Consider the following 14,278-nt stretch of genomic DNA (forward strand, 5'->3'; position numbering starts at 1 on the left):
CCTCACAGGACCAGAACGGATTGCAATGCGCGGCGCAGTTCCGCGGTGGGATCGGCCGCCAGCGTCTCCCGACGCCAGCAGACATGCTGATCGGGCCGGACGAGCACGAGGCCGCTGTCGCGGATCTCACGCTGCCCGGCCCAGTCGCCGGTCAGGTCCTGCCACTCCTGACGCGGGCCAATGACGTGGGCTCGAATGTCAATGCCCAGCTCCGCTGACAGGGCCTTTGCAGCCTCGACCCAGCCGTTGCCGCCAATGCCGGTCAGCACCGTAAAGCGGCCCTTGCCGCACAGGTCGAGCGTCGAAACCCTGGTGCCGTCGGCACCGAAGACCCAGGCATGCGGCAGGCGTGCGCCGGGCCAGGTCGTCGGATGATAATGCAGTTCCGCATCCTTCTCGAAAGGAGGCTCCGTCTGGCCATCGCTTAGGATCGCGTTGGAGGTGTAGCGCTGGTTCATCTCCACGCCGTGGGCATCGAATTCGTAGACCTTGGCGGCAATGGTGGCGCGGATCTCCTGCCGTTGGGCCTCGGCGGCCGATGTGTTGTCGCAGCGCGCATCCATGTTCTGCTGCATCTTCACCGGATCGATGGAGTCGAGAAGTCCGAGCGCCTTGAAGATCGGGCCGAACTCCTCGATCGACTTGTTGGCGCGGGTGACGATCTGCTTGGCGATGGGAGCACGCTCGACCTGATAGCTGTCGAGCAACGCCTCGCCCGCTTTTCCCTCGAGCACATAGGCGAGCTTCCAGGCGAGGTTGAAGGCGTCCTGAATCGAGGTGTTGGAGCCGAGCCCGTTGGACGGCGGATGGCGATGGGTGGCGTCGCCCATACAAAACACACGGCCATTCTGCATCGTCGTGGCGTACATATTGTTGACCGTCCATGTCGAGACGGACTGAATTTCGACCGGCAGATCCGGTTCGCCCACCAGATCGCGCACCACCTTGGTGGCGAAGGCTGTATCCACCTCGGGCGCGGGCTGGTTGATGTCGTAGCCCCAGACGATCAGCCACTCGTTCCATGGCCGCACCATACGCACGAGCCCCATGCCAATGCCGCCGACGTCGGCGCCGGGCTGCACCACCCAGTAGAGTACCGAGGGCCGGTGCGCGACGTAGCGCGTCAGGTCCGCCTTGAAGAGGATGTTCATCGATCCGCCGACGCCCATCTTGCCTTCGAAGGTGAGGCCGGCGTCTTCCGCGACCTTGGAGTTTCCGCCGTCCGCACCCACGAGATACCTCGAGCGTACGGTCAATTCCTTCCCCGTCAGGCGGTCGCGACAAGTTGTCGTGACGCCCTTCGCATCCTGCACATGCGAGATATATTCCGTCGACATGCGCGACTGCGTCCCGCGCGAACAGGCGGTCTTGTAGAGCAGTGGCTCCATGAGCGTTTGCGGCAGATCGTTCATATGCGACGGTGAGGAAAGTTGGTGCTCGGCACGGCTGAGCGGATGCCTGCCCCAGCTCTTCATGCGCCCGATCTCCTCACCGGCAAGCGACGTGCAGAACACATTCTCGCCCATCAGGTCCTGATGCGTGGCGAATATATAGGCTTCGTCCTCGACGTCTCGGCCAAGGTCGCGCAACACTTCCATCGTGCGCTGGTTGGTGATGTGCGCGCGCGGCGTGTTGGCGAGCCAGCGGTAGCGGTTGATCACCATATTGTCGATGCCGTAGGTGGCGAGCAGCGCGGCGCAGGCCGAGCCGGCCGGGCCGGTCCCAATGATCAGAACGTCAGTTTCAATGTCAGCCATGCGGCACTCCCTTGGTAGTCGAGGATGCGCCCGTCAGGATGCGACGGACGGGAAAGAGTTGAATTCCGGTTCGGTCGGCGAACAGGCCCCACAGCCCGCGTGGGGCAAACAGCATCACAATGATACCGATGAGGCCAAGAACAAGCAGGTACCATGAGCCGTAATCGGCAAGCAGGTTCAGCAGGATGAAGAAGACGATCACGCCCACAATCGGCCCCTCGATAGTGCCTATGCCGCCGATGACCACGATGAATATCACATAGGCCGTCCAGTCGGTCAGAGAGAACGCGGCATCGGGCGAGATGCGGGCTTTCTGCACATAGATCAGCGCGCCGGCAATCCCGGTCACCAGAGCTGCGGCGAGATAGACCACCGATTTCATCCAACCCGGATCGACGCCAACGGAGCGCGCGGCCTCCCGGTTGTCGCGCACGGCGGCAAGCCCCAATCCCTGCTTCGAGCGCAACAGCTTGTAGATGAAACCGATCGTCGCGCAGGCGAGGACAAGAGCCAGCCAGTAGCACACGATGTCGGCGGCCTGCGAGGGACGCACACCCAGCCAGTCGCTCACCAAACCTACACCAAACATCTCGCGCGTCGCGCCCGATGGTAGCGACGTGCCTGTTCCGCCGCCCAGCGCTTTCCACTGCGCGAGCAGGAGCCGCACCACCTCGGCAATGACCCAGGTTCCAATGGCGAAATAGGCGCCTTGCAGGCGGAACGCGAAGAATGCGACCGGGATAGCAAGCACCGATGCCGTAATGCCGGCGAGAAGGATGCCGACGATCGGATCGAGCCCGGCGAGGATGACGACGGCGAACATCGTATAGGCGCCAAAGCCGACGAAAGCCTGCTGCCCGACCGAGACGAGGCCGGCATAGCCCGCAAGCAGGTTCCAGCACTGGGCGAGCACGAGCATGGTCAGGATAAAGAACAGATCCTGGATGACGCTGCGCGAAACGAATAGGGGCGCCGCAGCGGCCGCGATCACCACGGCGAGAGCCACGAGGCCGAAGGCGGAGGAGGCGCGAGTGCGCGTTTCTACCTTCCAGGGGGAGAATGCATGGTCCGCCATGTCAGTCCACCGCCCGTGGGAAGAGGCCTCGCGGCCAGATGAGGAGTACGAGAAGGAACGCGATGTGGCCGGCCAAAATCTGCCACTCGGGATTGATCGACGCCCCGACCGTCTGCGCCACGCCGATGATGACGCCGCCTGCAAGCGTTCCCCAGAAGGAACCGAGACCACCGATGATCACCGCCTCGAAGGCGTAGATCAGGCGCGCCGGCCCCATCGTCGGATCGAAATTTGCGCGCATGCCAAGGTAGAGCGCTGCGATCGTAACGACGACCATCGCAAGGCCGGTCGCGGTCGCGAAAACGCGGTTCGGCTGGATGCCCATCAGTCCCGCCGTCTCCCGGTCGTCGGACGTCGCGCGGAAGGCGCGGCCAAGCGCGGTACGGTAGAACAGCAGATTGAGGCCGACGATGACGGCGACTGCCGACAGGAAGGTGAGCAGCGGCATGGTGCCAACGCTGATCGGCCCCAACTGCAGCGACGCTGTTTCCAGCCCGCCTGCGGAAATCCGCCGGCTGTCGGCGGAAAAACCTTCGAGAAGCGCGTTCTGAATGACGATCGAGAGGCCGAAGGTCACGAGAAGCGGTGGCAGGATGTCGTTGCCCAGCGTGCGGTTCAGGAGCCCGAACTGCAGCACCCAGCCGAGCGCGAACATCACCGGCATTGCGATGACCGCGGCAACGAACGGGCTGAGGCCGAGCGTCGTCACGAGCAGCAGCACCAGGAAAGCAGCAAGCACGATCAGGTCGCCATGGGCGAGATTGACGAGCCGCATGATTCCGAAAACGAGGCTGAGGCCAGCGGCGAAGAGCGCATAGAGCCCGCCCAGCAGCACGCCTTGAACGATGGTGTCGAGCCAGTTCATCGCGCATGTGCTCCGAAGTAGGCTGCATGGATGTCGTCGCGGCTGATCGCGCCGGGCATACCCGAAAGCGTGATGCGCCCCTCCATCATGCAGTAGACCCGATCGGCCACCTTGAGCGCCTGACCAATGTCCTGTTCGACGATGATAATGGAGGCGCCGGCTTCGCGGATTCGCGGAAAGGCGGCGTATATGTCCTTGATGACGACCGGCGCGAGGCCGAGGCTGATCTCGTCGCAGAGCAGCACACGCGGATTGGACATCAACGCCCGGCCAATCGCGACCATCTGCTGCTGGCCGCCGGACAATGCGGTGCCCGGACTGTTGCGGCGTTCCTTGAGCACCGGGAAAAGATCGTAGACCGTGCCGAGCGTCCAGGTGCCGCTGCCTGACCGTCCATATGCTCCGATCTGGAGATTTTCCTCGACGGTGAGCGAGGGGAAGAGCTTGCGGCCTTCCGGCACCATGGCGATGCCCTGTGCCACGACATCCGGGGCCGGCATGGCGCCGATCGGGCGGCCGTCGAGAAGGATATGGCCCGGCTGATTGGTGATGAGGCCCGAGAGCGAGCGCAACAGCGTCGTCTTGCCGGCACCGTTGGCGCCGATGATCGCCAGCGTTTCGCCTTCCTCCAGCCGGATATCGACACCGAAGAGCGCCTGGAAGTCGCGGTAGAAGGCCGTCAGCTTCCTTGTTTCGAGAAGCGCCATCAGACTTCGATCCCGAGGTAGATTTGCCGAACGGACTTGGAGGCCATGATGTCGTCGGGCTTGCCCATGGCGATCACCTTGCCGAAGTCGAGTACCAGCAGACGACCGACCACCGAGGTCAGCGCGTGCAGGATGTGCTCGACCCAGACGATCGAGACACCGGCCGCGTGGATAGATCTGATCGTGTCCACCAACTCCTGGCATTCGCCTTCGGTCAGGCCGCCGGCTATCTCGTCGAGCAGCAGAACTTTCGGCTGGGTGGCGAGCGCGCGAGCGAGTTCCAGCCGCTTGCGTTGAAGCAAGCCGAGGCTTCCCGCTGTCTGGTTGGCGCGGGCTATCAGGCCGGTTTCCACGAGAATATCGGCGCAGCGGTCCGACACGTCCTTTTCCGTCCTGCTGGAGCCGAAAGCTGCCGCCACCAGCAGGTTTTCGAACACGGTGAGCTTTTCGAAGGGTTGCGGAATCTGGAAGGTCCGCCCGATGCCGGCAAGGCAGCGCACCATCGGCGGCTGGCGTGTCACGTCGGCGCCGTCAAAGGTTACCGTGCCGCCGTCGACGCCCAGGTTGCCGGTGATCAGGTTGAACAGCGTCGATTTGCCAGCGCCGTTCGGTCCGATCACGCCGAGCGCCTCGCCCTTTTCCAGCGCGAACGAAACCTGGTCGGCGACCTTCAGGGCGCCGAAGCTTTTCGAGACGTTGTCGAGCGCGAGTATGGGCATTCTGTTTCCCCGTCGTGTCCATGCGCCGCGACGGCGGCGGCATGGGAAAGAAGACCATCGCCTTCCTTCCCGATCCGGCCGCCGTCGCGTCCCCGGCAGCGGCCTTAGGCAATCGCCTCCATCTGGCCACCGGTCGGTATATGCGGCGCGGTCTTGTTGTCGACGATGACCAGTTCGTAGCCGCCGGCGTCCTTCACGCGCCACTGGCCGCCGACCAGCGGCGTCTTGGCGATGTTCTTCGCCGCAAACGGCGGAACATTGGCGCCGTCCCAGGCAACGCGGCCGACGATGGTGTCAAGCCTGGTGGCAGCGATCGCCTCGATGACCGCGGCACTGTCGCTCGGATCGGCGCGCTTCAGCACGTCTACCGCCACTTCGAAGAGGGCATGGACGAAACCGATAGGCTGGGTCCATGGCCGGCCGGTTGACTTGGTGAAGCCTTCCGCGAGTTGTCCCGCGGTCTCACCCGTCAGTGACGACTTGAAAGGATGGCTTGCCGACCACCAGACTTCACAGGACAGGTTGTGGCCGGTCTTGCCGAGCGCTTCCACCGCCTGCGGGAACAGGATGGCTTTGCCGATCGAGGCCACCTTGGGTTTGAAGCCCTGCTGCTGGGCCTGGTTCCAGAAGGTGGTGAAGTCCGGCGGGATCATGACGCCGGTGATGATTTCCGAGCCATCCGACTTGAAGGCATTGATCTGCGCGGAGAAATCGTCCGTCAGGTTCTGGTAGCGGCCCGGGTCGACCAGCGTATAGCCGCCCTTTTCCAGTACGGGCGGGAAGCCAACGGCCTTGTCGCCCCAGGCATTTCCGTCCCCGTCGTTCGGGAAGAGGCCCCCGACCTTTTTGTTGGTATCGAGCTGCCCCCACATATTGGTGTAGACGGCGATCACGTCCTCCAGGCCCCAGAAGAAGTGGAAGGCGCTGTTGAAAGGCTTCCAGGTCGACGGGTCGCCCGGGTTACCCTGCTGGCCGATGAACCATGGCTGCCAGGGGGCGGCCGTCGAGATGCAGGGCACGTCCTCGGCCTCGCAGGTCGTCGCAACCGGGTTGGTGGTCTCCGGCGTCGAGGCAACGAGCATGATGTTAACCTCATCGTCAACGATCAGTCCCTTGGCGACCTCGGCAGCGCGGTTCGGGTTCGACTGGCTGTCCTTGACGATGACCTCGATATCGAGCCCGGCCGACTTGGCAGCGCTCTTGAAGCCGTCAACGATAAACTTGTCGGCCTCGGCAAAGGCCGCGAGCGGCCCGGTCTGCGGGCTGACATAGCCGAGCTTGATCTTGGCGCCTTGGGCAATGGCCGGCATGGCTAGACCCGACGTCGCGACAAGCGCGCCGGTGGCGGCTGTATTCTTCAGCAGTTCGCGTCTGGTAATCATGTGCTTTCTTCCTCCCAAAAGAAACATTCAAAGCGGCGGGCGCCGTCCTCCCCAGGCATCCTGGAGCAGAGAACGGATGGAATCGCGGTCGATCGGCCGCGGATTATCATAGGGATTACGGGTGGCGATCTCGGCGGCGCGGTCGAGGTCACTCTCCGAAAGCCCGAAATCCCTGAGTGCCAGCGGCGAGCCGATGGACTTGGCGAAATCGTAAAGGCTCTGCCCCGGCGTACCGCCGAAGATATCGGAAACCGGCTGCAGCAGTTCCGGTACAGCCGCCGCGTTGAAGCCGATCGTGTGCGGCAGCATGATCGCGTGCGTTTCGGCGTGCGGGGTATCGAAACTACCACCCAATGTGTGGCAGATCTTGTGATGCAGCGACATCGCCACCTGGCCGAGCACGGTGCCGCACAGCCACGCGCCATAGAGCGCTTTTTCCCGCGCTTCCATGTCTTGCGGCTTATCGACGATGATGGGCAGAGCCTCCTTCAGCGCGCGAATGCCGTCCACGGCCATCATGTTGGTGATCGGGTTGCGGTCGCTGGCATAAAGCGCCTCGGCGGAATGGGCGATGGCGTTGAGCCCGCTCGTGACGCTCATGGCGACCGGCAGGCCGATGGTCAGCGCGGCATCGTAGATCACCACCTCCGGCACGACCTTCGGGCTGCGCAGCGTTGTCTTGATGCCGCCTTCGGTCTGGCCGAGGATCGGGGTGACTTCCGAGCCGGCATAGGTCGTCGGGACGACGATCTGCGGAATATCGGTACGATAGGCCATCGCCTTGCCGAGGCCGGTGGTGGAGCCTCCGCCGAGCGAAACCACACAATCGGCATCGAGTGCCGCTGCATGCGCGATGGCGCGTTCCGTCACCTCGACCGGCGTATGCATTGTCGCGCCGGGGAATACGCCGACCGCCAGGCCACCGAGACGCTTCGCCAGCACCTCGCCGTCAGCCGCCTGATGCGGTGTGGACAGAACCAACGCACGCTTGCAGCCCAGTTCCACGAGCCATCTGCCGACATCGGCACTGGCGCCCAAGCCGAAAACGATGCGGGCAGCGTTTCCCTGATACAAGAATTTCATCGTCATGCCGACTGACGCTCCTTCCTTGCCCGGATCATCACGAAGGTGAAATCAAGCGACCATCTGCCGTGTGACTGTTCCGGCATGAAGGCACCGATCAGTTCCTGCTTGACGCCGAAAAGAGCATCTTCGCCCAAATGGGGGTCGGCTCCGTCATAGACATGCGTTCTTATCGCCTCGAAACCCTCAGCCTTGACGATGAAGTGCAGGTGAGCCGGCCGACGCAGCGGGAAGCCGACAGCACCAAGCATCTGTCCCACAGGACCATCGCACGGAACGGCGTATCCCGCAGGCTTGACCGTGCGGTAATGGAAAGCGCCGTCGGCACTGGTCGTGAACACGCCGCGCAGATTGAATTCCGGCTGCATGTCCGGCTGCTGGTTCTCGTAGAAACCTTGGGCGTTCGCCTGCCAGGTCTCGATCGCCGCGCCTGAGACCGGCTTGCCATCGAGGTCGATGACATGGCCCGACACCTCCAGCGGCTCGCCTAAACCATCCAGGGAAATATTGGCGCCCAGCGGAAGCCTTGGCGCGTCCGGCCGGTAGAACGGTCCCCGGACCGTATTCGGGGTCGCGCCCTTTGGCCTGCGAGAATTGATTTCCTCCACTAGTGCCGTGATGCCGAGCAGATCCGACATAAGCACCCATTCCTGGCGCTTTTGATCGCTTGCGTGACCGACCTCCGTCAGGAACTCGATGGCTTTGCGCCATTCGGCGGAAGTGGGACGCGTTTCGACGATGAAACGGTGAAGGTGATCTACAAGGGACGACAGTGCCTTAGGCAGCTTCCCCGAGGAGTGCCGCGCCAGACGCTCCGCCACGATTTCCGCAGAATTGTTCTCGCTGAACGATAGAGCTGCCATGGTTCCTCCCACGGCTGCACGGTATCAACAAGTTGCGTAGCACTTGATAATTTTTTTGATCATTAATATTCCTTATTGCTATGAAGATCGATGAAAAGCATCTCATCCAGCTTGCGGCTGTCGTGCAGGCGGGCGGCGTCACCGAAGGCGCAAGCCTGCTCGGGCTAACCCAACCAGCCGTTTCGCGCACCATCGCGCAGCTGGAGAGGCGGGTGGGCGAGCCTCTGTTCGTCAAGGGCCGACGGCCGCTGCAGCCAACGCCGCTGGGTCGCGCGCTTGCCGACCACGGTCAGGCGATGCTGACTGCCTCGCGCAAGGCCTCCGCGCTGGTCGACGGCTTCCGCCATGGGCGCACGGGCGTGGTTCGTATCGGCGGCAGCCCCTTCTTCACCGACGCCCTCGTCGCCGGCATGATCGCCGAGTTCCAACACGCCTATCCCGAAGTCCGGGTCGAACAGAGTTATGGCTACCTTCCCGAACTGCGCGCCGCGATCAACGCCGACCGGATCGATCTTGCCGTCTGCCCCATCGACATTCTGGAGGAAGGCTCCGGCCTGCGCTTCCAGGAAGTTCTTCCGGGCCGCAACGTCGTCGCCTGCCGCGTAACCCACCCGCTGTTGATGCGGCGCAAGCTCGATCCCAAGGAGCTTCTCGACTATCCGTGGATTTCCCCGCCGCCAGGCAGTCCGCTTATGGCCGACCTGCGCAGCCTCGTGCTGTTCCTCGGCGCCACGGAGACGAAGATCCGTTATTACGGCGGCTCGCTGACTGCTGCGATCAACTACATGAAGGCAAGCGACGCATTGACGATCCTGCCGCACAGCGTGGTTTTCGCCTACCGCAACGAAAAGGCGATAACGGCGCTTCCGATCAACATTCCGCATCCCGAACGGGCTCTGGGCATCCTTCACCGTGCCGAGGACCTGGGCGCGCCGGCGGTCGAGGCCTTCTCGAACCACATCCAGAAAAGCTTCGAGAACCTGAAGCACCTGATCAAACGCCACGAGAACGCGGTCGTCTGGGGTCTGTGATGTTTGACGCACGCAGCGGCGAGGCCGCAAGCTGGCGCGTCAGAAGGTGGCCGAATCGTCGGGCCAAAGCAGGATCGGCACCCGGCTTGCGCCCGTGAGTGGATGCAGGCCGTGCCATCTCCGGTTGGCATAGACGAGCGTTTCCGCAAGGTGCATCTCTTGTGCGAATGGCGAGACCCCCAGCAGCTCGGCAGTGACGATGCAGGCGCCCGGAACCGGGAAGCGCTCGCGAACAGCCGCCCGAAACCACAGGTCGACCTGCGGGTAGTACGGCTCGCCGCTTGCGAGCCGCTCCCACCGCACACCATCGCCGAAACGGTCCTTGCCGCTCGTCGCACACAGTTGCGCAAGCTGCATGTCGTCCTGCCGCGCGAAATGCACCACGACGGTTTCGGCCCGTTTCGCCGCTGCCGCACTTGACGAGTTGTCCGACAGCGAGAAAGCGACGGTCGGCGGCGAGACGCTGATCGAGATCAGCGAACTCACCGTGAGCGCGACCGGCCCGTCACCAGGATCGGCCGTGATGATTGCAACCCCGGATGGATGATGACGGAAGGCCGTCAGGAACGCCTCCGCCACCCCCGCCTCTCCCACCGGAGCTGCCGGCCGAACCTGTTGATCCGGACGTGCGCTCATCTCTTTTCGACCAGATCGTAGAACTGCCAGGCGCGATCGCTCCACAGCCCACCGATCTCGCGGCCAGCCGCCGACACCATGTTGTTGTTGATCGTGAAGTGGTTGGCGGCCGTCAGCATCTCGCGATAGATGCGCTGCATGACGCCCTTGCGCAGCGATGCGCCCCCTGCTGCGCGATAGACGAACTGGCAGGCGTCGACGCCAGCCTCGTGAACTTCCGATTTCGCGAGATGGATCAAGCTGATCTGCCGGGTTGAAACCCGATTCCCTGCCTCGATCGACGCTTCCACCTCGTGCCATATCTCGAACAGGAAGGCGCGGGCGGCACGAACGCGTGCTTCAGCGCGTCCGTAGTCGAACCAGAATTTCTCGCTCTCGCCAAGCAGCCCCGCCCTGCCCGTCTTGGTCAATGCGAACTTGGCCACTTCGTCCAGCATGCGGCGTGACGCGCCGATCGCCCAGCCCGAATGGCCGATGGCGGCAAGACCGACGACGCCAAGGCTGAAGAACTCCTTCTGGCGCTGCGGCTCAGCGGTCAGGATCGGGAACACCATGTCATCGGCGATGAAGACATCCTTGGCGGCATAGTCGATGCTGCCGGTGCCCTGCAGGCCGAGCACCTCCCAGTTGCCGAGAAGGTCGTGGTCTTCGACGGGTGCGTGGGCACAAAGCACAATCACGTTGCCGTTCTCGTCCTTTGCGGGCTGGCCGTTGCCGTCATCGAGAAGCGCTGCGGTGTGGGTGTAGGTCGCGTGGTAGATACCGCTCGCGTAAGACCACTTGCCGTTCAGGCGATAACCGCCATCGACCTTCTTCAGCATACCGGTTGGCGTGCCTTGCCCTGAAAAGCGATTATCCTCGCCTGGCACGAACAGGCGCGCGATGGCGCTATCGGGCAGGAAGGCTGCCGACATGGCGCCGATGCAGGCATGCACCATCGACACCCAACCAGCCGCGCCGCTGTGGTAGGTGATCGCCTCGATAAGCTTCAACCCTTGTGTCGGCGAAAACTGGGCTCCGCCCTGTTCCTCACTGGCGAAGATATGCGACATCCTCAGCGGTGCGAGGGCTTTGAACGTCGTCTCGTCGAGACGCCCGAGCGCTTCCGTCTCCGCTGCATGTTCCTCAAGGACCGGTCCGATCTTGCGAACCTGTTCCATAAGAGCGTTGAAATCGGTCTTTGTCCCCCAATAGCCGGATGCGTGTTTCAGCGGTGCGTTCATCTCAATTCCTCCTTCGTCGATGGGTTGCGCGAGGTGCAGCGTTAGTCTGCCAACCCCGCAGTGAGGCGGTCCGCGAGGCTTCAGCCTGCGAGAAAATCGCCAAGCGCGCTTACGGTCTCCGGCTTCTCCTGCATTGCGAAATGGCCGGCGTCTGGAATGATCAACAATCGGGCATTGGGTATGCGTTCAGCCCAGATCGCAGCTTGCGGGGCCGGCAGCATGCGGTCCTTCTCACCCCAGACGACGAGCGTCTCGTTGGGTATCCGGCTCAGCCACCGTCCGAGATTGGGATGCCCCATGCCGTGGACACCGAGAATGCGTCCCAACGCCTGGCCTTCCTTTTCCCGGGCGGCCAGGAATTCATCCAGCGGCGGACATTCGGCACCGCCGGGGAAATAGCGCAGCGCGACATCGACATTGTGGGCGAGGTAGGCTGGAAGCGCTTCCGGGCCGATACTGGCGAGATCGGCGCCAGGGTGTTCGGGATGGTTGAGACCGGCAGGCGCATTCAGCACCAGCCGCGAAAACCGCTCACCGGCAACGACAGCCATCTCGGCGGCCATCCAGCCACCCATCGAATGGCCGACGAGATGCGGGCGGTCGAGACCGAGCGCGGAAACGAGGCGCAAATTGTGGGCAATCATGTCCTGCATGCCCACGAAATGGGACGCCTCGTCACTCTCGCCGAACCCTGGATGAAAAGGCAGATAGATGCGGAAGCGATCCGCGAGGCCTCGCGCCCAGTTGTGCCCCTCGAGAGTGGCGGCGCCATGCAGCGCGAGAACGGCGGGACCATTGCCGATCGCCTTGACGACCGTGCGCACGCCGTCGATGTCCAAAGTCAGGGTCTCGAATTCCATTTTTACTCCTCCACCGATCGTCAGTTCACCCGAGCGCGGGCGTAATCAGAACCTTGCATTGCGTTGTGCGGCGTCGCAGGCCCTCGAAGGTATCGGGAATGTCGATAAAGCCGATCCTCCCGGTCACCAGTGCCTGCGGCCGGTAGTCGCTCGGCCCGAGTGCGCGCAGCGCGGTTTCGAACTCGGCCATCGAGAAGAAGACGGCGAAGACGATCTGGATTTCCTTCGACAGCGCTGCGAAGGGATCCCATTCGTCGCCGCCGACGCAAAGCCCCACCGCGACTACCGTGCCGTGATGGCGAACCAGACGGCAGGCCAGGTCGATAAGGCCACGCTTGCCGACGCATTCGAAGACGATGTCCGGCTCTCCTCCGGCAAGCTCGCTAAAGTCTTTGGCGAGGTCCGGCCCCGACAGCGCGAAACCGGTCGCGCCTATCGCGGCCGCACGGTCCTGCTGGTGTCGATTGATATCGGCCACGACCACATCGCGGGCGCCGAACCGACGCGCCCAGAAGGCGACGAGAAGACCGATTGGTCCAGCACCGAGAACCAGCACACGATCGCCCGGCTTGATGCCCGAGCGCATGACGGCATGCAGGCCGACCGCCAGAGGCTCGGCAAGGGCGCCCTCTTCCATCGGCAAATCGTCCGGCAGATGCCGGCACTGCCGCGCCGCAACGGTTGTGTATTCAGCATAGCCGCCGCCAATCAGACGCATTTCCGGACACCAGGCGGGCTCGCCCCGGCGGCAACTGTCACAATGGCCGCAGCCGCGCATCGGCGCGACGGCCACACGGTCACCGGGTTGGAAATCGGTCACGGCGCTGCCGCAGCCGATGATCTCGCCAGCAAATTCATGGCCGAGGACGTCGGCCTTGTTGAGGCCGAAGGTCGAGGGATCCTCCGTCATGTGCAGGTCGGAGCCGCAGATGCCGCAGGCTACGACGCGCAAGAGCACCTCGTCCGCAGTCGGTTCGGGCCGGCTCACCTCATTGATGCGCAGCGGCAGGCCGATGCCATCGAACACCGCCGCTTTCATTGCCGTTCCTCCACCAATGTACGTCGTGTCGGAAACCAGGGCGCATCGACGACCTTGCAGATGAGGCCCCAGATACCGCCCCTGGCGAACAGCGCCATGAACAAGGTGAGGAGGCCGAGCACAACAAGATAGGTCGCGCCGTACTGGCCGAACCAGCGGTCGGCGAAGAAGTAGATGAGCGCGCCAATGATCACGCCCTCGAGTGAGCCCAGCCCACCGACCATGACGATGAAGATTGCGATGTTGGCCCAGTTGGGATCGTAGGCGGATGGCGGCGTAATCCGAAGCTGGGCCATGAAGTAGATTGCCCCGGCAAGCCCCGTACCAACGGCGGCGGCAACCCAGATGAGGAAGCGCAGGCGGCTTACATTGACGCCCTGGCTTGCGGCGGCGATCGGATTGTCGCGCATGGCGATCAACGCAAGGCCGTAGCGCGAACGCAGCAGCCAGTAACTGCCGCCGACGGTGACGAGCAGCATCAGTGCCGCAAGGAGAGAAATGCCGACTGCGCGTTCCGTGGCGGAGTAGCCGGTCATGACGCGAAGGCTCATGCCGGCGCCGGCGTTCACATAACCGAAGTTCGACGTCGCGAGCCGCATCACCTCGGCAATCACCCAGGTGCCGATCGCGAAATAGGGACCGTCCAGCCGATGCAGGAGCCCGTAGGTCGGGATCGCCAGCAGGGCTGGCGCTATCATCGCCAGAACCACGGCGACAAACGGATCGACGCCCCAGAGTTGCGCGATTATGAACATCATGTAGGCGGCGACACCGACGAAAGCCTGCTGGCCGACCGAGACGATGCCCGCATAGCCTGCAAGCATGTTCCACATCTGGGCGATGGCGATGTAGCAGCACAGCCGTACGATGTCGCGGATCAGCCCCTGGCTGGCCCACAGCGGCATGGAGGCGACCGCGACCAATACCACCACGCTCAAGATCAAGGCGACGATACTGGATGTCGTTCGGCGCTGAACCCGAACTCGGGGACCATCGAACGTAGTCGTCGAAGCTGCGGCGAGCGCGTCTGTCACGGCT

The 14,278-nt window shown here is 63.3% G+C and carries 14 protein-coding genes; 1 reads left to right on the top strand and 13 read right to left on the bottom strand.

What is annotated here, in order from left to right; genetic code table 11:
• Positions 1-2 precede the first annotated feature (2 nt).
• The 8 genes from G6N74_RS21225 to G6N74_RS21260 all read right to left on the bottom strand — a co-directional run bounded on the left by G6N74_RS21225 (position 3) and on the right by G6N74_RS21260 (position 8,451).
• Complete coding sequence (locus G6N74_RS21225) at positions 3-1,757, bottom strand: FAD-dependent oxidoreductase (protein WP_165120010.1); 1,755 nt, start codon at positions 1,755-1,757, stop codon at positions 3-5.
• Complete coding sequence (locus G6N74_RS21230; protein ID WP_165120011.1) at positions 1,750-2,832, bottom strand: branched-chain amino acid ABC transporter permease; 1,083 nt, start codon at positions 2,830-2,832, stop codon at positions 1,750-1,752. Before G6N74_RS21230 ends, G6N74_RS21225 begins: the two co-directional genes overlap by 8 nt.
• 1 nt (position 2,833) lies before the next feature.
• On the bottom strand, positions 2,834-3,697 hold the full coding sequence (locus G6N74_RS21235) for a branched-chain amino acid ABC transporter permease (protein ID WP_165120012.1): 864 nt from the start codon (positions 3,695-3,697) through the stop codon (positions 2,834-2,836).
• A complete protein-coding gene (locus G6N74_RS21240) occupies positions 3,694-4,404 on the bottom strand; it encodes an ABC transporter ATP-binding protein (RefSeq protein WP_165120013.1) in 711 nt (236 codons plus the stop codon). Before G6N74_RS21240 ends, G6N74_RS21235 begins: the two co-directional genes overlap by 4 nt.
• Positions 4,404-5,123 (bottom strand): ABC transporter ATP-binding protein, encoded by a 720-nt coding sequence (locus G6N74_RS21245; protein ID WP_165120014.1) that lies wholly within the window; start codon positions 5,121-5,123, stop codon positions 4,404-4,406. Before G6N74_RS21245 ends, G6N74_RS21240 begins: the two co-directional genes overlap by 1 nt.
• Before the next feature lie 104 nt (positions 5,124-5,227).
• Positions 5,228-6,505 carry an ABC transporter substrate-binding protein gene (locus tag G6N74_RS21250; protein WP_165120015.1) on the bottom strand — a complete coding sequence of 426 codons (1,278 nt, stop codon included), beginning with the start codon at positions 6,503-6,505 and terminating at the stop codon, positions 5,228-5,230.
• Between the two features lie 27 nt (positions 6,506-6,532).
• Entirely contained in the window at positions 6,533-7,594 is a 1,062-nt protein-coding gene (locus G6N74_RS21255; RefSeq protein ID WP_165120016.1) for a maleylacetate reductase, read from the bottom strand.
• Positions 7,591-8,451, bottom strand: a complete 861-nt coding sequence (locus tag G6N74_RS21260) for a dioxygenase family protein (RefSeq protein ID WP_165120017.1) — start codon at positions 8,449-8,451, stop codon at positions 7,591-7,593. The genes G6N74_RS21255 and G6N74_RS21260 overlap by 4 nt, the downstream gene beginning before the upstream one ends.
• A gap of 80 nt (positions 8,452-8,531) precedes the next feature.
• Between G6N74_RS21260 and G6N74_RS21265 the strand changes: the two genes are divergently transcribed.
• Complete coding sequence (locus tag G6N74_RS21265) at positions 8,532-9,482, top strand: LysR family transcriptional regulator (protein WP_165120018.1); 951 nt, start codon at positions 8,532-8,534, stop codon at positions 9,480-9,482.
• A 39-nt stretch (positions 9,483-9,521) separates the two neighbouring features.
• On the opposite strand, the gene G6N74_RS21270 is transcribed toward G6N74_RS21265, so the two are convergent.
• The 5 genes from G6N74_RS21270 to G6N74_RS21290 all read right to left on the bottom strand — a co-directional run bounded on the left by G6N74_RS21270 (position 9,522) and on the right by G6N74_RS21290 (position 14,274).
• Entirely contained in the window at positions 9,522-10,118 is a 597-nt protein-coding gene (locus tag G6N74_RS21270) for a flavin reductase (protein WP_165120019.1), read from the bottom strand.
• A complete protein-coding gene (locus tag G6N74_RS21275; RefSeq protein WP_165120020.1) occupies positions 10,115-11,341 on the bottom strand; it encodes an acyl-CoA dehydrogenase family protein in 1,227 nt (408 codons plus the stop codon). Before G6N74_RS21275 ends, G6N74_RS21270 begins: the two co-directional genes overlap by 4 nt.
• An 80-nt stretch (positions 11,342-11,421) precedes the next feature.
• Positions 11,422-12,201, bottom strand: coding sequence for an alpha/beta fold hydrolase (locus tag G6N74_RS21280; protein ID WP_165120021.1), 780 nt, complete (start codon positions 12,199-12,201; stop codon positions 11,422-11,424).
• A gap of 25 nt (positions 12,202-12,226) precedes the next feature.
• Entirely contained in the window at positions 12,227-13,240 is a 1,014-nt protein-coding gene (locus G6N74_RS21285; protein WP_165120022.1) for a zinc-dependent alcohol dehydrogenase, read from the bottom strand.
• Positions 13,237-14,274, bottom strand: a complete 1,038-nt coding sequence (locus G6N74_RS21290; protein WP_165120023.1) for a branched-chain amino acid ABC transporter permease — start codon at positions 14,272-14,274, stop codon at positions 13,237-13,239. The genes G6N74_RS21285 and G6N74_RS21290 overlap by 4 nt, the downstream gene beginning before the upstream one ends.
• Positions 14,275-14,278: the final 4 nt, after the last annotated feature.

The organism is Mesorhizobium zhangyense (genome assembly GCF_011045115.1).
Classification (GTDB): domain Bacteria; phylum Pseudomonadota; class Alphaproteobacteria; order Rhizobiales; family Rhizobiaceae; genus Mesorhizobium_M; species Mesorhizobium_M zhangyense.